General features: G+C 61.0%; 25 protein-coding genes. 5 read left to right on the top strand and 20 right to left on the bottom strand.

From position 1 onward, the window contains the following. Window positions 1-30: 30 nt before the first annotated feature. Entirely contained in the window at window positions 31-1008 is a 978-nt protein-coding gene (gene mbfA / locus BM151_RS19100) for an iron exporter MbfA (protein WP_090062643.1), read from the bottom strand. 271 nt (window positions 1009-1279) lie between these two features. On the opposite strand from mbfA, the gene BM151_RS19095 reads away from it, so the two are divergent. From BM151_RS19095 to BM151_RS19085, 3 genes are all read left to right on the top strand, one after another. Beyond that, window positions 1280-1903, top strand: coding sequence for a TetR/AcrR family transcriptional regulator (locus BM151_RS19095; RefSeq protein WP_090062639.1), 624 nt, complete (start codon window positions 1280-1282; stop codon window positions 1901-1903). After that, complete coding sequence (locus BM151_RS19090) at window positions 1903-2193, top strand: I78 family peptidase inhibitor (RefSeq protein WP_245781267.1); 291 nt, start codon at window positions 1903-1905, stop codon at window positions 2191-2193. Before BM151_RS19095 ends, BM151_RS19090 begins: the two co-directional genes overlap by 1 nt. A gap of 315 nt (window positions 2194-2508) precedes the next feature. Next, window positions 2509-2868 carry a DUF2794 domain-containing protein gene (locus tag BM151_RS19085; protein WP_090062636.1) on the top strand — a complete coding sequence of 120 codons (360 nt, stop codon included), beginning with the start codon at window positions 2509-2511 and terminating at the stop codon, window positions 2866-2868. A gap of 17 nt (window positions 2869-2885) precedes the next feature. Here the strand turns inward: BM151_RS19085 and BM151_RS19080 are convergent, their stop codons facing one another. From BM151_RS19080 to BM151_RS19070, 3 genes are all read right to left on the bottom strand, one after another. Then, window positions 2886-3707, bottom strand: coding sequence for a C40 family peptidase (locus BM151_RS19080; RefSeq protein WP_090062633.1), 822 nt, complete (start codon window positions 3705-3707; stop codon window positions 2886-2888). A gap of 9 nt (window positions 3708-3716) precedes the next feature. Beyond that, window positions 3717-5099 carry a leucyl aminopeptidase family protein gene (locus BM151_RS19075; protein WP_090062631.1) on the bottom strand — a complete coding sequence of 461 codons (1383 nt, stop codon included), beginning with the start codon at window positions 5097-5099 and terminating at the stop codon, window positions 3717-3719. Window positions 5100-5387: 288 nt separating this feature from the next. Further along, the gene (locus tag BM151_RS19070; RefSeq protein ID WP_245781266.1) at window positions 5388-5765 is read right to left on the bottom strand and encodes a hypothetical protein; all 378 of its coding nucleotides are present in this window, start codon (window positions 5763-5765) and stop codon (window positions 5388-5390) included. A gap of 166 nt (window positions 5766-5931) precedes the next feature. Here BM151_RS19070 and BM151_RS19065 point away from each other — a divergent pair, with 166 nt between their 5' ends. Further along, on the top strand, window positions 5932-6579 hold the full coding sequence (locus BM151_RS19065) for a carbonic anhydrase (RefSeq protein ID WP_090062627.1): 648 nt from the start codon (window positions 5932-5934) through the stop codon (window positions 6577-6579). A gap of 3 nt (window positions 6580-6582) precedes the next feature. Here the strand turns inward: BM151_RS19065 and BM151_RS19060 are convergent, their stop codons facing one another. The 7 genes from BM151_RS19060 to BM151_RS19030 all read right to left on the bottom strand — a co-directional run bounded on the left by BM151_RS19060 (window position 6583) and on the right by BM151_RS19030 (window position 13324). Continuing rightward, window positions 6583-6882: a hypothetical protein gene (locus tag BM151_RS19060; protein WP_090062625.1), complete on the bottom strand. Its 300-nt coding sequence runs from the start codon at window positions 6880-6882 to the stop codon at window positions 6583-6585. Between the two features lie 36 nt (window positions 6883-6918). Further along, on the bottom strand, window positions 6919-7134 hold the full coding sequence (locus BM151_RS19055; RefSeq protein WP_090062622.1) for a hypothetical protein: 216 nt from the start codon (window positions 7132-7134) through the stop codon (window positions 6919-6921). A gap of 366 nt (window positions 7135-7500) precedes the next feature. After that, entirely contained in the window at window positions 7501-9150 is a 1650-nt protein-coding gene (locus tag BM151_RS19050; protein ID WP_177213230.1) for a mucoidy inhibitor MuiA family protein, read from the bottom strand. Between the two features lie 122 nt (window positions 9151-9272). Continuing rightward, window positions 9273-9473, bottom strand: coding sequence for a hypothetical protein (locus BM151_RS19045; RefSeq protein ID WP_143093131.1), 201 nt, complete (start codon window positions 9471-9473; stop codon window positions 9273-9275). A 342-nt stretch (window positions 9474-9815) separates the two neighbouring features. Then, entirely contained in the window at window positions 9816-10838 is a 1023-nt protein-coding gene (locus BM151_RS19040; RefSeq protein WP_090062613.1) for an aspartate-semialdehyde dehydrogenase, read from the bottom strand. A gap of 70 nt (window positions 10839-10908) precedes the next feature. Next, the gene (locus BM151_RS19035) at window positions 10909-12048 is read right to left on the bottom strand and encodes a capsular polysaccharide export protein, LipB/KpsS family (RefSeq protein ID WP_090062610.1); all 1140 of its coding nucleotides are present in this window, start codon (window positions 12046-12048) and stop codon (window positions 10909-10911) included. 79 nt (window positions 12049-12127) lie between these two features. Next, window positions 12128-13324, bottom strand: a complete 1197-nt coding sequence (locus BM151_RS19030; RefSeq protein WP_090062607.1) for an MFS transporter — start codon at window positions 13322-13324, stop codon at window positions 12128-12130. A 263-nt stretch (window positions 13325-13587) separates the two neighbouring features. Between BM151_RS19030 and BM151_RS19025 the strand changes: the two genes are divergently transcribed. Further along, a complete protein-coding gene (locus BM151_RS19025; protein ID WP_090062605.1) occupies window positions 13588-13797 on the top strand; it encodes a hypothetical protein in 210 nt (69 codons plus the stop codon). 169 nt (window positions 13798-13966) lie between these two features. On the opposite strand, the gene BM151_RS19020 is transcribed toward BM151_RS19025, so the two are convergent. The 9 genes from BM151_RS19020 to BM151_RS18980 all read right to left on the bottom strand — a co-directional run bounded on the left by BM151_RS19020 (window position 13967) and on the right by BM151_RS18980 (window position 24038). Beyond that, a complete protein-coding gene (locus tag BM151_RS19020) occupies window positions 13967-14653 on the bottom strand; it encodes a YjbF family lipoprotein (RefSeq protein ID WP_177213229.1) in 687 nt (228 codons plus the stop codon). A gap of 8 nt (window positions 14654-14661) precedes the next feature. Next, window positions 14662-16788, bottom strand: a complete 2127-nt coding sequence (locus tag BM151_RS19015; RefSeq protein WP_090062600.1) for a YjbH domain-containing protein — start codon at window positions 16786-16788, stop codon at window positions 14662-14664. Between the two features lie 97 nt (window positions 16789-16885). After that, window positions 16886-18784: a polysaccharide biosynthesis protein gene (locus BM151_RS19010; RefSeq protein ID WP_245781265.1), complete on the bottom strand. Its 1899-nt coding sequence runs from the start codon at window positions 18782-18784 to the stop codon at window positions 16886-16888. A gap of 129 nt (window positions 18785-18913) precedes the next feature. Continuing rightward, complete coding sequence (locus tag BM151_RS19005) at window positions 18914-19528, bottom strand: sugar transferase (protein WP_090062904.1); 615 nt, start codon at window positions 19526-19528, stop codon at window positions 18914-18916. An 88-nt stretch (window positions 19529-19616) separates the two neighbouring features. Further along, on the bottom strand, window positions 19617-20447 hold the full coding sequence (locus BM151_RS19000) for an energy transducer TonB family protein (protein WP_090062597.1): 831 nt from the start codon (window positions 20445-20447) through the stop codon (window positions 19617-19619). Further along, on the bottom strand, window positions 20444-20875 hold the full coding sequence (locus BM151_RS18995; protein ID WP_090062594.1) for an ExbD/TolR family protein: 432 nt from the start codon (window positions 20873-20875) through the stop codon (window positions 20444-20446). Before BM151_RS18995 ends, BM151_RS19000 begins: the two co-directional genes overlap by 4 nt. Window positions 20876-20878: 3 nt before the next feature. Continuing rightward, entirely contained in the window at window positions 20879-21253 is a 375-nt protein-coding gene (locus BM151_RS18990) for an ExbD/TolR family protein (RefSeq protein WP_090062592.1), read from the bottom strand. Between the two features lie 3 nt (window positions 21254-21256). After that, a complete protein-coding gene (locus tag BM151_RS18985; protein ID WP_245781264.1) occupies window positions 21257-21937 on the bottom strand; it encodes a MotA/TolQ/ExbB proton channel family protein in 681 nt (226 codons plus the stop codon). A gap of 154 nt (window positions 21938-22091) precedes the next feature. After that, window positions 22092-24038, bottom strand: a complete 1947-nt coding sequence (locus BM151_RS18980; RefSeq protein ID WP_090062587.1) for a MacB family efflux pump subunit — start codon at window positions 24036-24038, stop codon at window positions 22092-22094.

The following is a 24038-nucleotide window of genomic DNA, read 5'->3' as shown; positions in this document are numbered from 1 at the left end:
GAAGTTCGTTCTGCGCGTTTCGAAACGCCCTCAGCCACCGCCGATGAGCGCCCCGGCAGCGAACACCAGCACGCCGCCGAGCACAACCTGAAATGCCGCGCGGAGGAACGGCGTTTCCATGTATTTGTTCTGAATCCAGGCAATCGCCCAAAGTTCGATGAACACCACGGCAAAGGCGATAAAGGTTGCGGTCCAGAAGTCCGGAATGAGATAGGGCAGCGCATGTCCCAGGCCACCGACCATGGTCATGATCCCGGAGGCAAAGCCGCGCTTCACGGGAGAGCCGCGACCGGAGATCACCCCGTCGTCATGAGCGGCTTCGGTAAAGCCCATGGAGATCCCGGCGCCGACCGACGCCGCAAGACCGACGAGGAAGGTCGTGTGGGTGTTCTGTGTGGCAAAGGCGGTGGCGAAGATCGGCGCCAGAGTGGACACCGAGCCGTCCATCAGCCCGGCGAGCCCCGGCTGCACCCAGGTCAGCACGAATTGCCGATGCGCAGTCTTTTCCTCTTCGGTCCGGCTGTCCTCGTCGAGATACTCGGCGGTCAGCTCCTCCGCCCGCATGTCATGGCCCGCCTCTTCGGCGGCCAGACGGCCCAGAAGCGCCCGGGTGTCGGCATCCTGCGTCCGCTCGGCAGCCTTGCGGTAAAAGGCTTCCGCGCCCTGTTCCATCGCCCGGGCCTCGTCGCGGATACGCTCGAGCCCAAGGTTTTCCACCAGCCACACCGGCGTGCGCGAGAAATAGCCAGAGACATGTTCGCGGCGGATCAGCGGAATGACATCGCCGAACCGTTGTTTATGCAGATTGATCAGAGCTTCGCGATGCCCGTCCTCTTCGACGGCCATACCATCGAAAACCTTGGCGCTGTCCGGGTAGTCGCCGCGCAGACGTTCCGCATATTGCCGATAGATCCGCGCGTCGTCCTCTTCATTCGAGATGGCAAGCGCGAGAATTTCCTGCTCTGACAGGTCGGAAAACCGTTTGCGGTTGGCGAAACTGGGGATCATGTCGGACCTCTGGTTTAGAATGGTTCTAAGTTAAGCCGCCTATGCTTTGACTTCAACCGACAATTCTGCCGCAGGCAAGGGCAATTCTCAGAAAGGCTTGCGAATATGAACTGTTCAGTTTAGTTTATTTTTCGGTCGCTTTGTCGTGCGACCTCGATCGACATCCCTGTCGAGCACTGGGCAGGTCCTCGCGACCTGCCTTTTTTCTGCCATTGGCCCCGGCGGATGAAGTGAGTAAGTTCAAATGACACCGAGGCCCCACGGAGGTCCCATGGCGCAGTCACATCCCGGCATCAAAAAAGGCCGCAAATACGATCAGGTCCTTGCCGGCGCACGCACCGTCTTTCTCAGAGACGGGTTCGAAGGCGCCTCGGTCGACGACATCGCCCGCGAGGCCAATGTGTCCAAGGCGACGCTCTACAGCTATTTCCCGGACAAACGCATCCTGTTTCTGGAGATCGCCGCGGTCGAGACCACGCGCCAGGCCGATGCTTTCACCGAGCAAATGGACGAAAGCCAGCCACCGGAAATCCTGCTGAAATCGGCGGGCCGCCAGATCCTCGATTTTCTGCTCTCCGATTTCGGCATCGCGGTGTTTCGCATTGCCGTGGCCGAAAGCGCAAGATTCCCCGAGATCGGCCATAGATTCTACGACAGTGGCCCCGGTCTGGTGAAAACCCGCCTGTCGCATTATCTCGCCGCCTGTGTCGCCCGTGGCGACTTGCGGATCGACGACATCGATCTGGCCGCGGAACAATTCGCCGAGCTCTGCAAGGTGCGGCTGATCCCGGCCCGTGTCTTTCAGGCCGCCCCCGGTTTTGACGACACCCGGAAACAGAAAATCATCGACAGCGCCGTCGAGATGTTCCTCGCTCGCTATGGAGTCCAGACCTGATGAAACGCCTTATGATCCTCCCCCTTCTGACATTGATGGCCTGTCAGGACGAAACTGTCACCGCCGAGACCACCGATCCGGTGCAGCCCGCGCCCGCGGAACAAAGCTGCGCCCTCGATCTGGTCAGCCCGCTTGTTGGAGAGCTGCAGGAAGCGCTTGAAACCGTCGATATCCCTGACCCTGTGCGGGTGCTTCTCCCCGGTATGATGATGACTGAAGACTTTCGCCCGGACCGCACCAATATCGACATCGGCGAAGACGGGCGCATTGCCCGCGTCTGGTGTGGCTGAGGTCCACCACGGCGCCACTGACATTCGTGAAACAAAGGAAAAGCCGAGACAGGCAGTCAGCTGTCTCGGCTTTTGCAGTTATTTCAGAGCGAGATCCCCGGCGCCGCGAACTGGGTGGGGGCTGTTAAACCGCGACACCGGGGCAAAGCGTTCTCGCTCTAGCATCCGTTTTGCCTTGAGAACCCGGCCAAATGACGAAGCAAAAAAGAAAAAAACCGGACATCTTTGCGCCGCAAATAAGGCGGCCATACCGGCATCGCCCAGATAAAACGGAGATATCTTGATTTGGGGCGGATTTACCCCCACTCTCGGGATATGACCGTACAAACGCCGACGCCCTTTCCAGGCAATTCGCAGACCTCCCCGTCACAACCGGACAAGGTCGTTTTCGACCGCCATGAACTTGGCGCCATTATGGGGCTTTACGGTCGCATGGTCGCGGCCGGTGAATGGCGCGACTACGGGCTGTCCTTTCTCAGGGATCTTGCGGTTTTCTCCGTCTTCCGACGCACGGCGGAGCACCCGCTCTACCGGATCGAGAAACGCCCGAAACTGCGCGGCAAGCAAGGCATGTACGCGGTGATCGGCATGGATGGCCAGATCCTCAAACGCGGGGCAGACCTGAAAACCGTATTACGGATTTTCGATCGCAAACTGATCCGCCCCGTCGACTGAATTCCGAGATCTCAGGATCAGAGCCGCCGCGCCGCCAGAAGCCCGCCGTCGCCCTGCGCCTCGATCCGCGAAATCGCCCGCTCAATCGGCTCATAGGCCACCGCCATATGGTGGGCATTGGCGTGGATCATGACCTCCGGGTCGACGCAGAGCGCCACATGGCCCTTCCAGAACAAAAGATCGCCGCGCTGATAGGCGCCCGTGACCGGCGCCCCCAGCCCCATCTGCATGTCGCTGTCCCCGGGGCAGGCGACACCACAGGCCAGAAGGCCGGCCTGCGCCAGACCCGAGCAGTCGATGCCAAAGGCGGAATTGCCGCCCCAGAGATAGGGCGTGCCGAAAAACAGCTGGGCGATGGTCACCGGATCGGAGAAAGGCCGGTCGACAGGCCTGATATGGGCTTTCGGTACGAACAGCCCGCCTTCGATCTCCATGAACTTCTTGCGCTCGTCGACCACCCGGACCTGCGACCCGAAAGACAGGCTGGTGACGGCCTCGGTCTTGAAATCGTCACGCGGATAGAGATGCGTGGCCCGGGCCGAAATCAGGTGGGTCACCTCATGATCGGGGTCGAGATCGGCCTCCTCGATATAGCCGACATAGCCATCGCGGGCGGCGATGCCAAAGGCCCAGCCGTCGTGGATCTCCAGCACATCGAAGGCCTCGCCCCACAAGAGCTGCCGATCCCGTGCCCCACCGGGCGCACGACGCAGATCGCTCACCGGCAGCGACACGCGATAGCGGCTCGGCGTGACTTCTTTTTGCCCGTCCGAGGAATAGCCCGCGAGAGCAACCCGAGCATTGGCGGGTGTCAGGCGGCGGCCTTTCGACTGATCCATGTTAACCTCTTAAAGCTTCAAAAGCGTGGGCAAGGCTTCGAGAATCGCCCGCGCCCCCTGGCCGGCCCCACCTTTCGGACGCGCCGGTTTGGCGGAAGGGTTCCAGCCATAAATGTCGAAATGCATATAGCGCGGAGTCGCGGTGACAAAGCGGCGCAGGAACAGCGCCGCCGTGATCGCACCGGCCATGCCGCCCGAGGGCGCGTTATCAAGATCGGCGATCCCCGGCTCGATCATTGCCTCGTAGGGCTCCCAATAGGGCAATTGCCAAACCGGATCGGCAACCTTCGTGCCCGCAGCCGCAAGGGACGCCGCATCGGATGGTTCCGTGGCAAAATAAGGCGCCAGATCCGGCCCGACGGCCACCCGTGCCGCGCCCGTCAGCGTCGCCATGGAAATCAGCAGATCGGCGGGGGTCTCGTCGGCCAGCGCCAGGGCATCGGCCAGCACCAGCCGCCCCTCGGCATCGGTGTTGTTGATCTCGACCGTCAGCCCCTTGCGCGAGGTGAGAATATCCTGCGGCCGGAAAGCAGACCCGCCCACGGCATTCTCCACCGCCGGGATCAGCACCCGAAGCTGCAGCGGCAGATCCAGAGCCATGATCATTTTCGCCAGCCCCAGAACCGTGGCCGCGCCGCCCATGTCCTTTTTCATCAGCCCCATCGACGCACCGGGCTTCAGGTTCAGCCCCCCCGTGTCGAAACAGACCCCCTTGCCCACGAGCGTCAGGGTCGGGCCGGCATGGCCCCAGCGCAGATCCATGAGACGGGGCGCCCGCGGTGAAGCCCGCCCCACGGCATGGATCATCGGGAAATTCTCATCCAAAAGCGCCTCGCCGGTGACAACGGAGACCTCAGCGCGATGCGCCGCGGCGAGCTCCCGCACCGCCGCTTCCAGCTCCGCAGGCCCCATGTCATTGGCCGGTGTGTTGATCAGATCACGGGTCAGCACCTCGCCCGCCGCGATCGCCTCGAACCGGGCGGCATCGACCCCGTCCGGGGCCAAGAGCATCGCCTCGGGCGCGGATTTTTTGGCATATTTATCAAAAATATACCCGGAAAGCAGCCAACCGAGAACCTGTTCCTCCAGTGCCTCACCGGTCAGCTCGGTGTCCAGATGATACGTGCCGGCGGGAAGTTTTCCGCGTATGCCTCCGAGCGTGAAACGCTCGCGCCGACGTTCCTTTGCAGAGCCGAGCCCGGCCAGAACGCCCGCGATCCCATTGGCTCCCGGCAAGACACAGACCGTCCCGGCTGCGGCCTTGAACCCCTGCGCCCTGGCCCAGGCGAGCTGCCCTGCATCAAGACGTGAAAAAGCCGTTTCCAGATCATCGGAAGCAATCAGATGAAGTGGCAAAGAGGGCGTGCCGGGCGCGGCAAAACGAAGGGGCATGGACGGGCCTTTCTTGACGGGTCAACCTTGAGGGTTCGGCCAAGACTAGAGGCTTTTCCGCCAAGATTGAATCACCCATCGCATGAAAACACGCACAGGGTCTTCGCAGCGGCGCGAGGCGCTCGGATCGTGCTTCGATCCGCCGCTTTTGCACCTTCCGTGGGCAGAAACAGAAAGCACGTGTTCGGGACCGAACCTGAGACAGGTCAATCCCGAGAACACGTGCAATCTACCACTCACATTGGCATGGGGTTCGCCCATTCCGGACGCCCCCGTTCCAGAACAAGATCAGAGCGAGGCGCCCTGCAGATCCCAGATCGCCAGGAGGGAATTCTCCCCGATCCGCATCAGCCGCTCGACACAGGCCGCCAGCGCCGCCGAATCTTCGGACAGCGCCAAAGCCGACACATCGCCCGCCACACGGGCAAAGGTCACCATGCCGATCTGATCGGAAATCGCGACCATCGAGCGCGCCGCCCGCTGCATTTCGTCCAGGTTCCCCTTGCGAAAGCAGCTCTCGACCTTGCCGAGACGCACCGCCAGTTCTTCCATGGCACGCGACACAACCCCATCGGCACTGGAGGTTCCCAGTTGCTCATAGAGTTGGTCCAATCGTTCACGGTCAACCTGGACCTTGCCCTCCGGCCGTAATTTAGCCACCACCATTTTCATACCCCAAAGTTCTATGCGCCCCCACGCGCGATGACTGATCTTTGACAGATGAGCCTCAAGAAAAGGTTTAATCGATGTCGGTTTTTCTCTCGAATTCCCGAAAAACTCTCATTACATTCCCCGTGACAAGCCGTCGAAGTCCCCAAGAGAGTTCCGCAGCATGAAATACGCACGCCCCCTCCCCACCTATATGGTTCAACGCTACCAGGGCTGGAAAGCCACCACGTTTTCCGAGAACCGGTCCTGGTACAAGCGCCTCGCAGAGGAGGGGCAACGCCCCCGTGCCTTCATTATCTCCTGCTGTGATTCGCGTGTCCACGTGACATCCATCTTTGGGGCCGATCAGGGTGAATTTTTCATTCACCGCAACATCGCCAATCTCGTTCCGCCCTTTACCGATGATGGCGACCACCACGGCACCTCTGCGGCGGTGGAATACGCTGTCACCGCCCTGAAGGTCGCGCATATCGTGGTGCTCGGTCATTCCAACTGCGGCGGGGTCCAGGGCTGCTACGACATGTGTTCAGGCCAGGCGCCGGAACTCGAAGAGAAATCCTCGTTTGTCGGTCGCTGGATGGACATCCTTCGCCCCGGCTACGAGCGGGTCCTCGAAATTCCCGAAGCGGAGCGCAAACGCGCGCTGGAAAAAGAATCCATCCTGATTTCGCTCGAGAACCTGATGAGCTTCCCCTTTGTCCAAGATGCCGTCGAAAAGGGCGATCTGACGCTGCATGGGCTGTGGACGGATATCGGTGAAGGCGACCTTCACCAATACGATCCCGAGACCAAGAGCTTCGTCCAGGTCTGAGCCTCAGGCGGCCAGACGCATCACGTTTTCGATCGCATCTTCTGCGGTCAGAATGAGCGGGGTGTTCGCAGCCTCTTCGACATTCGGCGCATCGATCATCGCACGGGCCATCGTTCCGGCGCGCACGGAAGAGGAGCGCACGAACATCGGCTTGCTCATCTCGTTGATGGTGCGGCGGCTGGACCGACGGTCCTGGGCAGCGACATCCTCGAACTCTTCCGGAAAGAACATCACGGAACCGCTCTGGCTCTGGCTCAGTGCGATGGTGCGGCCTTGGCGGGCTTTGGCGATATAGTCGGTCATGATTTTATCCTCTTGATGTCTGATGGGTCCGGGCCTTCAGGCCGCCAGTGCAAGACGGGCGCCGAGATCGGGGCGGAAGTCCGGGTTGGATGAGTGCCCGCCCAGAAGGACGACATTGGAGCCGCGCGCCTCATGGGTCAGGTTGTGGTTTGCCGGGCGCACGGAAGCCAAGGTGGCTTCCATGTCACCATTGAAAAGGATCGCCGCTTTGGCGGCTTTCATGTCGCCTGCGGATTGTACCAGCTTGATCATGTTCTCATCCTTTCGTTCCGTGCCCCCGGAACCCTTGAGAGCATGGGAGCACAGGGGGTCAGAGAGCGGAATCTAAGCATGGAAACAATTTGATATATCTCCGAGGTTTCTACTTCGAAGAAAAACAATAATCTTTAGATCTCAATAACCTAAAGCTTCGTTAAGAGGGTGTTTTCAAAAGTTAAAATTCATTTCATCGCGGATAGCATGGTTAATTTGCCTTGAGATCCGTGGCGCCCGTCTGACCCGGCTGCGGCAGCTTTGAGGCGGCTTTATGGCACCAAAATTTTAGCGCTAACAATCACGCGAATCACCCTCGCAACCTTCCCTAAGGGAAGGCTGAGAGGGTTCCCTTGCGTCACCGGCTCAGCGCAACTCCTGCCCCTCGGGCCAGCGCAGGTTCTCGCTCAGGCGGATCTCCCGGCTGGCGCCCGATGCCAGGTCGAAATGCCAGGCCAGAACCCCGCGTTTGTCGTCGAGCCCCTCGACATCCGGCATCGGATCGGCGCTCCAATCGACCTTGAGATCGTCCTGCTCGGAGACGGAGACACGATCTACCACCTCGATCGGCCAGCTCTTTTCCGTCAGGTTGCTGAGTTCGATGCGCCATTCATCCCCGGTCTCGTTGGATTTGGAAATCACCCCCCGATCGCCCTCGTTGCGGCTCAGAAGTGTGCGCGTCACCTGAATGCCCTGAACCTCACCAAAGGCCAGCTCGGCTTCGTCACCATTCACCACCGTGGCAAGCGCCGTCTCTCCAAGGCTCACGCCATCCCGGATCAGCTGCACCCTGCCCGGCACCAGCATCTCGCCCGCGTCATTGGTGAAAGAGGCCATCAGATAGCCGCGCTCCTCATAGAGCGGCACGGCGCGCACGGCGATCTCGGGCGCAAGCGTCACGGAAGACAGCTCGAACACGCTGCCCGCCTCATCGGAATAGAGCCGAACAGGGTTCGGCGCGACATAGGTCTGGCTCAGCCCGGCAATCTGCATCGTGGCGGCGTCTTCGAGGACCACCGGCGCAGTCTCGAACACCGGCTCGGCATACCCCGCCGCCTTTTCGCTCGCCATGGTTCGCATCAACGGCTCCACCGGGCGCGGCTCGTAGATCCGGCGGACGTGCTCGTAGACCTCCTGCGGCTCGGGGTTGCGGTTCGGATCGTCGGTGGCAAAGCTCAGCGCCACATCGAACCACGGCTCCCCCGTGTTCTGAATCGCCAACACCGAGCGGGTCAGTTCAAGCATTTCGGACTGCGTGTCGAGCCGGGCGGTGTAGAGCGGCACCCACTGGGCCTGAGCCGCCATATAGGTAAAGGTGACATGCACCTCTCCCGGCTGTGTCAGCGTCACCGGCAGGGTGACGGCGAGCCGGTCCTCCCGCGACGGCACCAGACGATCGAGCGCGATCTGCGCCTGACGGATGTCCTCCTGAAGACTGTCCAACGCCTCTTCGGCCACCTCCGCGCGGCGTTCTGCATCTTGTTTGGCCAAACGTGCGGCGAGGGATTGTTCCCGGATCATCTGCGCTGTCGCCGCCTTTGCCGCGGCATCCGCCCCCTCCGCATCCGCCAGCCGCCCGAGATAGGCGAGCGTATCGCCGGCCGCCAGCGCCTCGAGCCGGATCGCCGCGACACTGCTCTCCCGGTCCCTCAACTCCGCCTCGAGCGCATCGAGACGCGCCTTGGCCGCGAGCTCTGCCTCGGACCGGTAGAGCTGCGCATCGGAGGGCTTCTCGACCGCATAGGAGAGCGGCCCAAGCGCGGCGCCCTCGACACGGGTCTGCAACGTCGCGCGCAGGGCCTCGGCACCATAGACCATCGGAATATCGGCAAAGGCGATCTCATGCGCCCCGGCAGGCAGGGTCACGCTGGCCTCGCGGGTAATCATCGCCCCGCTCGGGTAAAGCGTCGCCGCGGTCACGAGGCTCTGCGCCTCGAACCGCTCTGCAAAGGCCGGAACAGCGACAAGCGCGCTGCAGGCAAAGAAAAAAGATTTGGAAACAAAAGTCGGGAACATGTTTTCCTCCTGAACATCTGGAGGAAAGGTCCCTTGCATCAGACCCGGGCGCAAGCGCTATTGCGAGAATTCGCCCGCCAAGGGCAGCGTCGCGGCGGAACCCCGCCGAAGGTCACGAGCGATCAGGCGACGGTCTTGTTATTCCTGTTGCAGCCATCCCGGAGCTTGTCCTTGAAAGTCTGGCACAGGTCTTCCTTGGTCAGCGTCGGATGCGGCTTTGCCAACTCATCCGCCCAGTCTCCCAACCGGCGAGCATCCAATTCCGCTTCTTGCAGCTTCACGTCATGCGAGAGCGCACGAATATTGATTTTCACACGAAACATCACCCCACCCCTTTGCATGGCTCTGTTGTCTCAGCGAATTGAGCATAGCAGCGCCATAGTTTCGCCGCGCGGATGAATAAAGTTTAAAGTTAATGTAGAGAAACCCAGGCAAGAACCTGAATTTTTCCATTAATTTCATAGATTTGACCTCATAAAGACGGGTGATTTTTGATCCTTAAATTTGGCCATATCACGCGTTTCAAACTGAGAATGCGGCATGAAATCGGCAAGATGGCCTCAAAATGACCATGAGCAGACGAATCGGGACAACAAAAAAGGGCACAATCAAGTGCCCTTTTGTTAAGAGTTTAGTTACCTTGACCTAGCGTCAAGAAAAGGCGTTCAGCCCTTCTTGAGCACCCGGCGCCCCAGGAGCTCGGCGATCTGCACCGCATTGAGCGCCGCGCCTTTGCGCAGGTTGTCGGAGACACACCACAGGTTCAGACCGTTCTCGATGGTCACGTCCTGACGAATGCGCGAGATGAACGTGGCGAAATCACCGACGCTTTCCACCGGCGTGACATAGCCACCGTCTTCGCGCTTATCGACCACGAGAATGCCCGGCGCGGTGCGCAGGATTTCGCGAGCTTCGTCCTCGTCGAGGAAGTCTTCGAACTCGATGTTGACCGCTTCGGAGTGACCGACGAAGACCGGCACACGCACGCAGGTCGCGGTGACCTTGATCGCGGGATCGACGATCTTCTTGGTCTCGGCGACCATTTTCCACTCTTCCTTGGTGTCTCCGCTGTCCATGAACACGTCGATATGCGGGATCACGTTGAAAGCGATCTGCTTGGTGAATTTCGACGGCGCGACTTCCTGACCCGGGACATACATGCCCTTGGTCTGGTCCCAAAGCTCGTCGATACCTTCCTTGCCGGCGCCGGAGACGGACTGGTAGGTGGAGACCACCACGCGTTTGATCTTGGCACGGTCATGCAGCGGCTTGAGCGCAACGACCATCTGTGCGGTGGAGCAGTTCGGGTTGGCGATGATATTCTTGTTGGAATACATCTCAATCGCGTCCGGGTTCACCTCCGGCACGATCAGCGGAATCTCCGGGTCGTAGCGGTACAGAGACGAGTTGTCGATCACGACACAACCGGCAGCGGCCGCCTTCGGTGCATATGTCTTGGTTGCCTCGGAGCCGACCGCGAAGAGCGCCATGTCCCAGCCCGCAAAATCGAACGCGTCGAGATCCTGGGTGGTCAGGGTCTTGTCGCCAAAGCTCACTTCGGTGCCGAGAGACTTGCGCGATGCCAGCGCAGCGATCTCATCGACAGGGAACTCGCGCTCGGCGAGGATGTTCAGCATTTCGCGGCCCACATTGCCCGTGGCGCCCACGACGACGACTTTATAGCCCATTTGGCACTCCTTTTAGTCTCAATGACTGGCGCGGAGCCTTACAAGAAAGGGGCTTGGGAGAAAAGAGGGATTAGTGTCCCAGACCCGCACGGGCGGCCTGAATACGCATCTTTGCGGCATTTTCATCGATCCTCACCGCGCTATCTGGGTCCACCGATACGCGTGGGAAATGCACCTCATCAAGATAGCTCATGAATGCAGCGCGCAGCGAGGCATCGAAAGACAGTGATTCCGCCTCTTCCATAAGCTGGGCGAGATCACCGATCCCAGCTGCCGAACAGACCAGACCGGGCAGAACGAAAAAGGCCTCTCCCAAGGTAATCACCGGCTTGTCGTAGAAGAAGGCCTGCAACCCGACCGAGGAATTGATGGTGATCACGCCGCGGCTGGCGCGGACCTGTTCGAACGTGTCGGTCAGGTTGTCGACGATCAGCCGTCCTTTCGAGGTGGCGACGGCCTGCGCCAGAGGTTCGGCCAGAGAGGTTTTCGCCGAGGGATGTTCCTTGATCCGGATATGCCAGCCATCGGGCAGGGATTTGGAGACCTCTGCCAGAACGGCAAGCATATTCTCGACCGACCCGACCCAGCCGGAGAACATGGTGATCTGGCTGTCATTCGGCACTTGCAACGGCACGAATAGGAACTTTTCACCGGCGAGATCTTCCCCGGAGACCTGCCCGACATCCGAACGCCGCGACGCCCGTGCGGTCAGGTTGGCGCCAAGAGCACGCCAGCCTTCGCCGAGACGTTCCGGCCGCCCTTCGGCCCAGGACAGGTAGAATCTCGGGTCACGCGGCAGGGAGCCGCGCGCATTGACCCCCGTATGATCGAGCTGCATCCGCCCGGGGAAAGGCGCCAGCTCGGCATGAAGCTTCGAGACGCCGGCATCGCGCGCCCCCTCCATGAAGACCCGTCGCGAGCCGGTCATCCCGTTCCAACACAGGGCAAGCGTCCCGGAATGACGCGCGAAATAGCGTCGGGACCCATTGTACTGCAACCGAATCAACAGCCGCTTGAGCCGACGTCCCGCCGCACCTTTCGGTTGACGTTTCGCCACTTTCAACGCCGCGGCGACCCGCGCCTCGGTTTCCGGAAAGTCACGCAGTGACAAAGGGATGGTCCAAAGAGCCCGCCCGCCGCCATCGGCCTGCGCCACGGAGGACATGAAACTGTCCTTCTTCTTCGAGAAACCCTTGAGATAGGTGATCATCTGCCTGTCTTTCGCTACGGTCCCCAACCCGTTGTTCCTATGCCAACGTCTCGGATCGGACAAGCAGGCACGGCGCCACTCATCCCTCACCCGGCTTCGGATCCCGCGCAAAAATGAGATAAATGACGAGGCAGAGCAACAATGTCAGCGAAAAATAGCCGAAGACCGCCGCATAGCCGGCGGTCAGAGAGGTTTCTGAGGCATGCGCGAAAAGCCGTGCCGTCACCAGTTGCGACAGGCCCACGCCGCCGATGGAGAACAGGTTGATCAGGGTCACACCGCGCCCGACCAGCTCCGGCGGGATCAGGCTGCGGCCATGGCTCATCACCTGCGGATAGCTCGAGGCAAAAAAGCCGATCACGACGAAAAGCCCGACGGCCGCGGGGAAAGACTGCGCACCATATCCGGCCCAGAGCAACAGCAGCGGCAGCAGCGTCAGAAACGCCGCCGCGGACACGATCGCCTTGTGACTTCGGATCAACCGGTCAATCGGCCCGAAAGCGAGACTGCCCGCGATCATCGCCAGAGCCATCCAAAGCGCCCCGCCGCCAACGCGGTCCATTCCCGCCCCCAGCATGTCGGAGAGAAAACTGCCGATCCAACTGCCCCGCAGCCCGGCTCCGGGGGCATAGGCCACCAGCGCAATCAACAGAATCGGATAGAGAGCCCTGAGGCGCAACAACTCTCCCAAGCCTGCCCGCGGTGCCGTAACATCATGTTCGATATGCGGCGGATCCTCGACAAAACGATAGAGCGCGAGCGCAACCAGAGCCGATAGCCCGGCCAAGCCTACCATGGTCCAACGCCAGCCGATCGCCTCCAGCGACAGCGCAAGCGGCGTTGCCGCGGCGACATTTCCCAAGGACCCGAGACCAAGGACCAGCCCGGTGAAGGTTCCAAACCGATCTGCCGGCGCCGAGCGCGCGATAATGTAGAGGGAGGCCATCAGCACCGGGGAACACCCCATGCCGATCAGCGCCATGGATAATTTCACCGCACCAGGCCCCTGCGCCAGAGCAAAGGTCAGCGCACCGAGACCGCCCCCCAATGCCAGAAGCCCGGCCGCCGTTGCTTTCGGCGAGCGATGATCCAGAAGCCAGCCCACGGGAATTTGCATTGCCGCAAAAACCAGAAACCAGATCCCGAGCGCGGCCGACACATGATCTGTCCCCAGACCGATCTCGATTTTCAGAACCGGCGCAAACACGGCGAGACATGCGCGATAAAACTGACTGAGCCCATAGGCCACAATCAGCCAGAATATTCCCTTGACCATTCGCTCCCCCCGAGCGCTCCTCCGAATCCTCGAACAATCTGTGCCAAATTGTCATGTTTTATGTGGCAATTGACTGCTCCTTCAGCCAAAATATTTAAACGCAGCCTGAAAGTGACACCTCAAAACAACGGTCTACCGGATTCTCCGAGTTTCCTGCCCATGGCGAAACTCAGGGCTTTTCTGAAAATACCGTTTTGTGCATAATCGATATGGAACTTGACCGTGATGGTCGAGTGCAATTGCTCGTAACGGAGATTCCTACGATGAAAAAAGTTATCCTTGCTTCTGCGCTTGCTATCGCGACCGCATCTGCCTCTTTCGCTGGTGGCTATTCCGAGCCGATCATCGACACCGCTCCGGTCGTCGTCGAAGATTCCGGTTCTTCCGCTGGCTCCATGGGCAGCAACGCTCTGCTCCTGCTCCTCGGCGCTGCGGTCATCGCCGCTGCTGTGAGCTCCTCGGACGACAGCTGATCGCTCCGGAAAGAGTTACATTCTTTCGAACGGCGGCCTTTGGGCCGTCGTTTTTTTTTCGCGAAACAAAGTTTTGCACCCCAAAAGTGCTCGCACTCACACAGGCCGGGGCCCACAGAGCCGCAACTCACCCCTGCGGGAAGCCTTCTATTCGATGAATGAGCGAGCGTTACCAGCGGAGGCGGCGGAAGATAAGGACACCGTTCTTACTGCCGGCCCATTGAACCGACTGAACCACGCGGCTTGAACCATCGACCCAATAGGTGTTGGTGAACTTGAATGTGCCCATGCGGCAGGTTTCGCGAACCAGCTGAGCAGAGGTCGAGATCTCCCCGGTCTGCACCGGCTGCAGCTCACCCGGCACAATCTCACAATTCAGGATCAGGCGATTGGTTCGGTCCTGCCCATCAAGGAAACGGTAGGTCTTTTGCACGGATCCCGCGCGCCGCGCGGTGATCATCCGAACCGCGCCGCCATCCTCGACGGACATCAGATCGTTTCCGAAACCGCGCGTGGCCACCAACATGCCCTGTTTCAAGCTGAAACTGGTGAGATCATGCGTGGCCCAGGTCGTGACAGGGCCATTTTGGCCATAGATTGAAGCGATCCCATAAGCGCCCGTCTTTTCGCGCAAGGCGAACATCAAGGGCTCCCCCTCAAAAGTCTTCAGCGTGTTGGCGATCATAACATTCGGATCGGCGGGCGCACTCGGCGCCGCCTTTTTCCCAACGACCGTCTTCGCCAAACCACTCAATTCCTGAAGTGTCGCCTTGCTGCGCTGGCCGGTCGCGTCATTGCCGCAGCCGGCCAAGATGAGTACGGACGCTGCCAGGAGCGTGGATAAAAAAGAGCGCATTGTAGATCTCATCTCCAGAACCGTCCCCAACGGTCTTCGAGCTTCTCCTGTTGCGCGTTGCGCACCTGATCATAGAGCCGACCCTCGAGGTTGAGCCGCGCCCCACCATCTCGTGCCAGAGACTTGATATCGAGATCGCGCACTTCGGTCGACGGTGTGCCGATGAACCAATCCACAGGCAGGGAAATCCGAATACCCTTGTCGAAGGAGCCTTCGCCAAAATCATCAAAAGGTACATCGGTCAGTGTCGCATAGGCCCCGACCCGCCAACCATTGTTGAATTCGCGATCGAGCGACAGCGTGCCGCCCCAGTCACCGGCAAGATAACGGCCGAGATCGAGCTGACCATGGAAGCCATTGCCGAAATCGTAATAGCCGGAGACATGCCCCGTCACGACCTCGTAATCCAGAAACGCAAATGGGTCGTCATATTCCCGTTGCGCCACGTAGGCGAGTTCCGCCCCCAAGGCGAAGGCCGTATTCGGCTTTTTCCAGAGCACCTCCCCGGCAACCCCACCGAACATGCGCTCGAGATAGCCGACCGACACGCGGGTAAAGACATTTTCTGCTGGATGCGCATACCAATTGGCCGCCAGGTTTTCCAACTGCACCCGATTGGCATAGGCGGCCGCATCCGAACGCACCGTTTGCAGGACATTCTCGGTCTTGTCGTCGGTGATATCGGCGCCATCGACATTCCCCGTCACTTTGAGAGAGGTCGCACTGGTCAGTGAAAACCCGGGGGCGATCTCATAGGCAAAGCGCCCGCGCAACCCCACATCGGCGCGCACCGGGCTGTCCGGGTCGAACAGGGTGGCCTCGAGATAAGGGCTCAGAGACCATTTGAACCGGGGATAGGCCTCATCCACAGGAACCAGCGGGTCGGATACGATCGCTCGCGGGTCTGCAAATTGCGTCGAGGCAAGCATGTCTCCCGCCGGCGCGAATTCGAGCTGCTCCAGCGCGGAGCGACGGATCACACTCGACTGAACCGGCACGCCCTTGACCACTTCCGTCATCACGAATGTTTCGACCGAAGGCGGGAAGGCACGCGAGGCCAATCTGGACAGGCGGCCCAGCGCCTGCGCGTGCGACGGGTAGCGATTATTGCGGAACTGAATCTCGGCACGCGTTGCGGTGAGCGACATCGCTTCCAGCTGCAGGCCTTCCTTTTTCATCGCTGCGGCGAGCGCCTTGCGAATTCCAGGGGCATCGGTGCCATCCTCGATCCAGGCCCCGGACCACCCCAGAGCATCGGCCGATCGGGACGGGCGCTGCTTCACCGGCAAAGGTGCGGTCTCCATGCCTCCGACAACAGTCGGATCTTTCGGATTCAGATGTCCGGTCACAGCAAACCCGACCATATCACCATAGAGATAGGAGGCCGTCAGCGAGATATTCGGGCGGATGGCATAGGACAGACCGACATTGATCGGAGATGCGTGATCAACGACCCCGCGCGCGACTTCCTTCACATAGGCATCCGAAGAATATTCCGCCAGAAGTGTGAGCTTGTCATTGAGCTCATAAGTCAGCCCGCCGAAAGCCCCCATCGCCCCACGAAACCACTGTCCGGTGTTCAATGTACCGCCGGTGTCGCGATAACTCGTATCCCGCGTTCCGAAAGAGGCAATTGTATTTTCACTGCCCAGCCGTCCCCAGCCGAGCCCGGCGCTGACGCGCAAACGCTCCCCGAAGGATTTCGTCGCCACGACATACTCACTGCTCAACACCCCGGTGCCGATGAAGTCGCGCAGGCCCACGGCAATCGCAGGCCGCAGATCGCCCTCATCAAAGAGCTGATAAGCGATGTCGAAAGACCGGTCCCAGTAGACGTCGTAGTTATCCGACAGATTGTCCGTACCGACATATCGGAAACTGCCGGAAAGTTTCGGCGTGATCTGAAACGACAGCGTGGTTCTGCGGGTTGGCCCGAAACGCGAATGCGACAGGCTCAGATCCGCATCCGGGGCCACCTCGGCGGTCGGCATGTCGAGAATGCCGGCACTGCCATAGAGCCCGAAGCGCTTGGACAGCAGCTCATCCCCGAAGGCGACGCCCGCCGCAACACAGCCGCTACAAACGAGAAGCGTACGCATCATCATACGCGCGGCCGGTTTCACAGCTGGTCCCATATCGTCTTTCCTCTCCCCGGATACTCTCTTGATCCGCCGACTACTACACTGTCAAAGCCGCACACCGAGTATGGAACCACAATTCCATGGCGGGCAGTCACGCCTCGCGCTTGACCCCTACCGATGGTTGGTACCCGTCCACGCGCTTCAACACAACATTTCGTAGAACCTGTGGATCAGAAGTGTTGATCGCCGCCTGAATTTCCCGCAACAAGGCCGCCACTTCGATCTGACTGAGCATCGCCTCTTCAGCGCGCATGATCTTCGGGTGCGGCGTCTTGCGCAGATTGTCGAAATCGGCCAGCAATTCCTCGAAAAGCTTCTCACCCGGACGCAACCCGACGATCTTGATCTCGATCTCGCCCTCGCCGGTTTTCGGATCCAGAACCCGACGCCCCGAGAGCTGAATCATCTTGCGCGCCAGTGATATGATCTTCTGCGGTTCTCCCATATCGAGAACGAAAACATCGCCCCCTTCCGCATAGGCCCCGGCAAGCAGCACCAGCCGCGCCGCCTCGGTGATCGTCATGAAATAGCGGCGGACCTCGGGATCGGTCACCGTCACCGGGCCGCCAGCCTCGATCTGGGCCTGAAACAATGGCAACACCGATCCGGAAGATCCCAGAACATTGCCAAATCGCACCATCGCGAATTTGGTGGCCGGTGCGCGTGTCTGAATGTCCTGAATGACCAGCTCGGCAATCCGCTTGGTCGCCCCCATGACGCTGCTCGGCCGCACCGCCTTGTCCGAGGAAATCAGGATGAAGCGCTCGACCCCTTCCTCGACCGCAATTTCAGCGGCGACCTTGGTGCCGAGCACATTGTTCCGCGCCCCCTCGAGCTCATTCTCCTCGATCATCGGGACATGTTTATAGGCCGCGGCGTGCAATACGATCTCGACCCCCTCGCTGCGCATCACATGACGCAGACGATCGGGATCGGTCACCGAGCCGAGGCAGGAAACCAGCCGCACGTTGCGTTTCAACGCCCGCGGTTGAAGTTCCATATCAGCCGCATAGAGATTGTATTCACTTTGCTCATAGAGCACGATCTTGGCCGGGCGACAGTTCAGCAATTGCCGACACAGCTCCGACCCGATCGAGCCGCCCGCCCCAGTCACCATGACCACCCGGCCGGCATAGCTCTTGGCCACTTCCGGCGTGTCCAGATCCACCTTACCGCGCCCCAGAAGCTCATGAGGATCCACCGTCCGCAATCGGGCACTGCCGCGATCCGCAAGAAGATCAAAAAAGGATGGCAGGATCTGCACTTCAATCCCCGCCTGATCGCATATTTCCACGATCGCGTTGCGCCGCGCCCGGGCATGATCCGGCAGGGCCACCACCAATTTCGAAATCGAATGACGGAAAAGATCCGCGACCAATTGCGAGGGGGACCAGACCGGCACGCCGCCGATTTCCATTCCCTGCATGGTCGGATTGTCGTCAAAAAAGGCCGCCACCCGCATATCAGCAGACTGGTTCAGCGCCGAAGCAAGCTGAATGCCGGCTGCCCCTGCCCCGAAAATCGCCACATTCTGTCGCTTGTGCAGGTAGCCACGCAGATGGCCGAGCGAAGCCACCGCGAGCGATCGCACCCCAACCATTCCGGCGAAAGAGAAAATGCCGAACACCACCACACGTTGAGCGACATGCGCCTCATCCAGGATCAAGCTCACCACAAGAAACGACATCGCCATCATGAAGCTGGCTCGGGCGATATTGAGAATATCGCGCGAATTCAACATCACCAGCTTGATCCGGTTCAACCGGAACGCAATGATCCAGCACGTATCGATCGCAATGAGCAGCGGATAGATCCACAGAGCGCCCGCCGACCAGCTCGTCAGGAACAGCAGGTCCGCGATCAGCAGCGATACAAGGGTAATCGCAATATCGGTCCCCATGAGAATGGCGCGCACGACATCGCGTGGCAGAGAGGTCAACCCGACAATCAGGACTTTCTTGTACAAAGGTTTGCTACCTTCAACGTGCATTGCGCCGCCCAACCGGCTGACCGCAAGTGGGCTAACGTGAGAGAGTCTAAAACTGAGGCAACAACGAGTCCAGCCATCGCCAGCCCGAAACGGGCATCCGCGCCGCGTTTCGGCGGAAGCCCTCCTGTCTCAACCGCTGCGGTGCAGCATAGCCGTAACCGTCTGAAACAGGATTTTCAAATCAAAACAGAGGTTTGAATTTTCCTGATAGATCAAATCCAAATGTGCTTTCCGGGGCACACATCGCTGGCAATAAATCCGCTCCGCCTCCTCGGTCGAACGGCATGAGGACATCAGAAGATCCTCATGCGCATGAAACCGCAAAGTCGCCAGCCCGGTGACCCCCGGCCGGTTGCGCAACACCGCCCCATAGGTCTCCGGAAATCGCTCGACATAGCGGCGCAACGGCGGGCGCGGCCCGACAAAGGACATATCTCCCATCAGGATGTTCCAGAGCTGCGGCATTTCATCGAGCCTTGTGCGGCGCAACAGATGCCCCGTCCGGGTGATCCGCATCGCCTTGTGCCCGCCCGAGGCGCCGCCATCGGAGGCATCCGGGGTCATGGTGCGAAATTTCACCAGCTGAAACCCGCGATCCGGCGCCCGCATCCGTTCGGACAGAAACAGCACCGGTCGCCCCTCCCGCAGCAAGAGGATCAATGCCAGCACCAGGATCAAAGGCAGGAGCAACACGGCCAGGATCAGCGCCAGAACAATATCGAAAAGCCGCTTTCCCACAGTCATCGCCACATCCATACCGTTTGCATCGGCCCAAAATGTCCTGTGGCACAGGCCAAGGTCAAGCTGTCATAGGACCTGTTCCCGGCCTGCCTCATTCGAAGCGCATCGGCAATCCGAAATCGAACCGCGTACCGCTCAGCCCCTTGGGCGCGGCGGGAAAACGCCCGACACGTTTCACCGCCTCGACGGCCGCAGCATCGAGGGACGCGTTTCCGGAACCACGCACGACCCGCACCGCCAGAAGCTTCCCGGACTCCGCAATCGAGATCTCGAGCAGCACCGCGCCGCGCCCCCGTACGGCGCGGGTCTTGCGGGCGATGCTGCGATTGATCTGCGCGCGCCATTGCGCCAGGGCCGATTGACGCTCTGCCCCGGAGAGGCTTCCCCCGGAGGCCGCGGCAGCGGATTGCCCTGCCGCCTGCCCCCCGCCGGCGCCGGCAGCACGACTGTCCTGACTGGCATGATCTGCGCCTGAAACGGCAGGGCGTGTCTGCGCTGTCCGGGTTTCTGGCTTCGCCTGTGCTTTCGGCTCTGGCGCCGCAGGCGGTGGCACGCTCGGGGCGCTCGGGGCGGTAAAGACCTCCGCGCCCGCCGATTGCTCTGACGTCATCGGAACGGCAAGCGCGGGCAGCTCCGGCACGACATCGACCTGGGGCAAGTCTATCCCGACATCGGCCTTGGGGATTTGCGGCACACCCCGCTGCGTCGCCAGCGTCTCGATCGGCGCCGCAACCGGGCGCTGCCATTGCGCCACCATGTCCGCCACCGCAAGAGTGCTGGCTTGGAGCGACAACGCCGCCTCACCACCTTCCCCCGCCGCCGAGGCACCATCGGCCCCGCTCCGAAAAGCGACCGCGGCCAGCGCCAGATGCGCGCCCAATGCCAGCGACAGGAAGAGCCCGGCTGTCAGGACACGGGTCACTGGCCGCCTCCCTGCCGGGTGATCACCTCGACCCGTTGAAAGCCGAGCCGTGCCAGTTCCGGCAGAAGCGCGGCGACCGTCCTGGCCGCGACCTCGCGATCGGCATGCAAGGCCACTCTGGGGCCCGTCTCGTCCGGACAGGCCGCCGCCGTGGCACAAAGGGTCTCGCGAGCCTCGCTCAGCGCTTTGAGCGCCGCTTCGCGCCCCTGCGCATCACGAAAGGCCAATGTCCCGTCGCGTCCGAGGTAAAGCGGCAATTCGGCCTCGACCTCGGTCAGGCCCGCCGCCTCCGGCAGATCCACATCGAGCGCATCCGGCGGCGCGATCCGGGCCGCCATCAGGAAGAAGATCAGCAGGAGAAACACCACGTTGATCATCGGAACAACGCTTTCGACCGGGGATTTGCGGGGCGGTTCGGAGAACTCCATCGCTCACTCCACCAGCACGAGATTGCCATAGCCCGCCGTACCGAGCCATTGCATCACCGCCATCAGCCGTTGCAGCGAGACGCCATCCCCGGCTTGCAACACGATCATATCGTCTTGTGTCGCGGTGAGGCCCGGCAGGGCGGCGAGCACCGCCTCTTGGCTTTGCCCCACCCCGTTCAACTCCAGCCCATCGGCCTCCACGGTAATGAGCCGGGCGGGACCGCTATAGGAGGCGGAGCCGCCGCCCAAGCTGAGCGGCACCTGTCCCGGCACGCCAAAACGCGAGGCCAGCATGAAGAACACCAGAAGCAGAAAGACCACATCGATCATCGGCGTCAGCGACATGCGATGCCGGCGTCTCGGCTCCCCGAACTCCATACCTCACTCCGCCGCCTGCGCCATCCGGGGCGCATGCTCGGCAGAGGGACGCGGGCGCAGAAAGACGCGGGTGGCCATGTCCTCGAATTCGTGGCGCAACCGGTCGGCCACCGCTTCGAACCCGGTGAAGGCGATCGAGGCGGGGATCGCCACCGCCATGCCGGCCGCGGTGGTCAGAAGCGCTTCCCAGATACCGCCGGCGAGCATCGCGGGATCGGCCTTGGCACCGGCGGTCTGCAGGGTTTGAAACGCCGCGATCATGCCCAGAACCGTGCCCAACAGCCCCAAAAGCGGTGCGATGGTCGCGATCAGTTCCAGCGGCCGCAGACCGCTTTTGGCGCGGGCCAGATGGTTCTTGGCGATCCGGGTGGTCTCAGACTCCGCCGCCGCAGCATCGAAGTCCTGCGACTGATGCGCCGCCATGGCAGCCCGGAGAAAGCGCGAGCGCAGACCGCGCCGCGACGCCAGAAAGTCCGTGGCAGCACTGACCTCGCCCTTGGCCCAAAGCTCGAGCGCGCGTTCCACGCCGGACATGCTGCGCCAGGCGCCAAGCGCCGAGAGGTCCCAGAGCTTCCAGAGGATCAACGCCATGGCCAGCACGGACAGAACAGCAATCGCCCAGATCGACGCCCCGCCTTTCGACAGAAACTCCAGAAGCGAAGAAAATACCTGCGCAGTGCCCATGAGCATGGTCCCGTGTCATTGCCGTGCCAGACAAGCCTCTCGTCCGGCCTTTGGCATGGCATAGGTCATCATGGGTGAGCGATCAAGAATAAGCGGGTCATGACCCTTGCGCCCCTGGCACGCATCGACGTCTCGCAGTGAGGAAGCGAAGGCCTTACTCGCGGCTCAGCGCTACCACCGGATCGAGCCGGGCGGCATTGCGCGCCGGCAGGTAACCGAAGGTAACGCCGATCAGCGTCGAGGACAGGAAGGCCACGACGACCGCCGTACTCGAGAAACTCAACCGGACATCGCTGGCGAATTCCTCGATCAGGAAACCGCCCGACAACGCCGCCGCGATGCCCAGCACGCCACCGACGAGACAGACCATCACCGCCTCGATCAGGAACTGGCTGACGATATCGGAGCGCCGCGCCCCGATGGCGATACGCACCCCGATTTCCTTGGTCCGCTCGGTCACCGAAACGAGCATGATATTCATCACGCCGATACCACCGACCACCAGCGAGATCACCGCGATCATCGCCACCAGATAGGTCAACGTCTCGGTGGTCGAGGTAATGGTTTCGCGGATCGTATCGGTATTTGTCAGGAAGAAATCCTCGGTGCCATGGCGTGCGGTCAAGAGCGCGGAAATCTCTGTCTCGGCCTGATCCATGTCGTAATCGTCTCGGACCCGCACGCCGATACTGTCGAGATAGTTCTGACCGGAGATACGCGCCATCGAGGTGGTATAGGGCACCCAGACATTGAGCGACGAGGGCCCGAAGGTGGCACCGGTAGAGCGCACGACACCGATCACCCGCACCGGCACATGGCCGAGGATCAGCACCTGACCCAGAGGATCGGTGCCATCCTCAAAGAATGTATCGCGCGTGTCCTCATCGATCACCCCCACCTGGGCGTAATCGGCGACATCCGTCTCGGTGAACACCGTGCCGGAAACCGTCTCATAAGCATGCACCGAAAAATAGTCGCCGGAGACCCCGCCGATCGTCGCCGAGGCCTCGGTGTTGCGGTAGAGCACGGAGGCTGCCGAGGACACGGCGGGCGAGACACTGTCCGCCAGATCCATCAGCGCCAGCGCATCGGCATCCGACGGCATCAGCGTTTCAATCCGCCCCTGATCGCGTGATCCGAAGCCGGACCCGGCCCGCACGGTGATCGTATTGGTGCCGAGCGAGCTGATATTCTCCAACACCTTTTCCTGGGTGCCATTGCCGAGCGCCACCACCAGCACCACGGAAGCGATGCCGATGATAATCCCGAGCATGGTCAGAAACGACCGCGTCCGATGCGCCAGCATGGCTTTGAGGGAAATGCTGAAGGCCTCGGACAAACGCCGCAGCATGGCGCCGGCACCATGGCTGTCCTTGAACGGACGTTCGGGTTGCACGGATTGATCCTTTTCCGGGGTCTTGCGCGTGTCGGAAACGATCCGCCCGTCGCTGATCTCGATGATCCGATGGGCATGTTCGGCGACATTCGGGTCATGGGTGACCATGACGATCGTGTGCCCCTTGGCATTGAGATCGCGCAGCAGCGCAATGAGATCCTTGCCGCTCTTGCTGTCGAGCGCACCGGTGGGTTCATCGGCGAGAATGACCTCGCCGCCATTCATCAGGGCGCGGGCGACGGAGACCCGCTGTTGCTGACCACCGGACAATTCGGTGGGGCGATGATCGAAACGGGTGTCGAGACCGAGCTGGGTCAAAAGCTCCTGCGCATGGGCGCGCCTTGCGCCGCGCGCCGCCCCGGCATAGATCGCCGGCACTTCGACATTTCCGACCGCATCGAGATCGGACAGCAGCTGATAGCGCTGAAAGATGAAGCCGAAATGCTCACGCCGCAATTGCGCCAATTCATCGTGTCCGAGATCGCTGACATCGCGCGCCCCGAAGGAATAGGTCCCCGAACTGGCCCGATCGAGACAGCCGAGAATGTTCATCAGGGTCGATTTGCCGGAGCCGGAGGCGCCGATGATGGCGACCATTTCGCCGGGGTAGATATCGATATCGACATCGCGCAACACGGTGATGGTCTCGTCACCGGCTTGGAAACTGCGGCTGATGCCGCGGGCGGAAATGAGAGGATCGGTCAT

It is taken from the genome of Celeribacter neptunius, from assembly GCF_900113955.1.
Lineage (GTDB): Bacteria > Pseudomonadota > Alphaproteobacteria > Rhodobacterales > Rhodobacteraceae > Celeribacter > Celeribacter neptunius.
This window is presented reverse-complemented; position numbering and strand designations above follow the sequence as displayed.

Excerpts from the sequence above, each read along its gene's own strand:
- BM151_RS18980 (WP_090062587.1), bottom strand. The coding sequence starts at position 24,038 with ATGACCGATCCTCTCATTTCCGCCCGCGGCATCAGCCGCAGTTTCCAA.
- BM151_RS19005 (WP_090062904.1), bottom strand. The coding sequence starts at position 19,528 with ATGACTGTGGGAAAGCGGCTTTTCGATATTGTTCTGGCGCTGATCCTG.
- BM151_RS19060 (WP_090062625.1), bottom strand. The coding sequence starts at position 6,882 with ATGACCGACTATATCGCCAAAGCCCGCCAAGGCCGCACCATCGCACTG.
- BM151_RS19090 (WP_245781267.1), top strand. The coding sequence starts at position 1,903 with ATGAAACGCCTTATGATCCTCCCCCTTCTGACATTGATGGCCTGTCAG.
- BM151_RS19055 (WP_090062622.1), bottom strand. The coding sequence starts at position 7,134 with ATGATCAAGCTGGTACAATCCGCAGGCGACATGAAAGCCGCCAAAGCG.
- BM151_RS18985 (WP_245781264.1), bottom strand. The coding sequence starts at position 21,937 with ATGGGCACTGCGCAGGTATTTTCTTCGCTTCTGGAGTTTCTGTCGAAA.
- BM151_RS19070 (WP_245781266.1), bottom strand. The coding sequence starts at position 5,765 with ATGGTGGTGGCTAAATTACGGCCGGAGGGCAAGGTCCAGGTTGACCGT.
- BM151_RS19025 (WP_090062605.1), top strand. The coding sequence starts at position 13,588 with ATGAAAAAAGTTATCCTTGCTTCTGCGCTTGCTATCGCGACCGCATCT.
- BM151_RS19040 (WP_090062613.1), bottom strand. The coding sequence starts at position 10,838 with ATGGGCTATAAAGTCGTCGTCGTGGGCGCCACGGGCAATGTGGGCCGC.
- BM151_RS19095 (WP_090062639.1), top strand. The coding sequence starts at position 1,280 with ATGGCGCAGTCACATCCCGGCATCAAAAAAGGCCGCAAATACGATCAG.
- BM151_RS19020 (WP_177213229.1), bottom strand. The coding sequence starts at position 14,653 with ATGCGCTCTTTTTTATCCACGCTCCTGGCAGCGTCCGTACTCATCTTG.
- BM151_RS19065 (WP_090062627.1), top strand. The coding sequence starts at position 5,932 with ATGAAATACGCACGCCCCCTCCCCACCTATATGGTTCAACGCTACCAG.
- BM151_RS18990 (WP_090062592.1), bottom strand. The coding sequence starts at position 21,253 with ATGGAGTTCGGGGAGCCGAGACGCCGGCATCGCATGTCGCTGACGCCG.
- BM151_RS19045 (WP_143093131.1), bottom strand. The coding sequence starts at position 9,473 with ATGTTTCGTGTGAAAATCAATATTCGTGCGCTCTCGCATGACGTGAAG.
- BM151_RS19085 (WP_090062636.1), top strand. The coding sequence starts at position 2,509 with ATGACCGTACAAACGCCGACGCCCTTTCCAGGCAATTCGCAGACCTCC.
- BM151_RS19035 (WP_090062610.1), bottom strand. The coding sequence starts at position 12,048 with ATGATCACCTATCTCAAGGGTTTCTCGAAGAAGAAGGACAGTTTCATG.
- BM151_RS19010 (WP_245781265.1), bottom strand. The coding sequence starts at position 18,784 with ATGCACGTTGAAGGTAGCAAACCTTTGTACAAGAAAGTCCTGATTGTC.
- BM151_RS19030 (WP_090062607.1), bottom strand. The coding sequence starts at position 13,324 with ATGGTCAAGGGAATATTCTGGCTGATTGTGGCCTATGGGCTCAGTCAG.
- BM151_RS19075 (WP_090062631.1), bottom strand. The coding sequence starts at position 5,099 with ATGCCCCTTCGTTTTGCCGCGCCCGGCACGCCCTCTTTGCCACTTCAT.
- BM151_RS18995 (WP_090062594.1), bottom strand. The coding sequence starts at position 20,875 with ATGGAGTTCTCCGAACCGCCCCGCAAATCCCCGGTCGAAAGCGTTGTT.
- BM151_RS19050 (WP_177213230.1), bottom strand. The coding sequence starts at position 9,150 with ATGTTCCCGACTTTTGTTTCCAAATCTTTTTTCTTTGCCTGCAGCGCG.
- BM151_RS19080 (WP_090062633.1), bottom strand. The coding sequence starts at position 3,707 with ATGGATCAGTCGAAAGGCCGCCGCCTGACACCCGCCAATGCTCGGGTT.
- BM151_RS19015 (WP_090062600.1), bottom strand. The coding sequence starts at position 16,788 with ATGGGACCAGCTGTGAAACCGGCCGCGCGTATGATGATGCGTACGCTT.
- mbfA (WP_090062643.1), bottom strand. The coding sequence starts at position 1,008 with ATGATCCCCAGTTTCGCCAACCGCAAACGGTTTTCCGACCTGTCAGAG.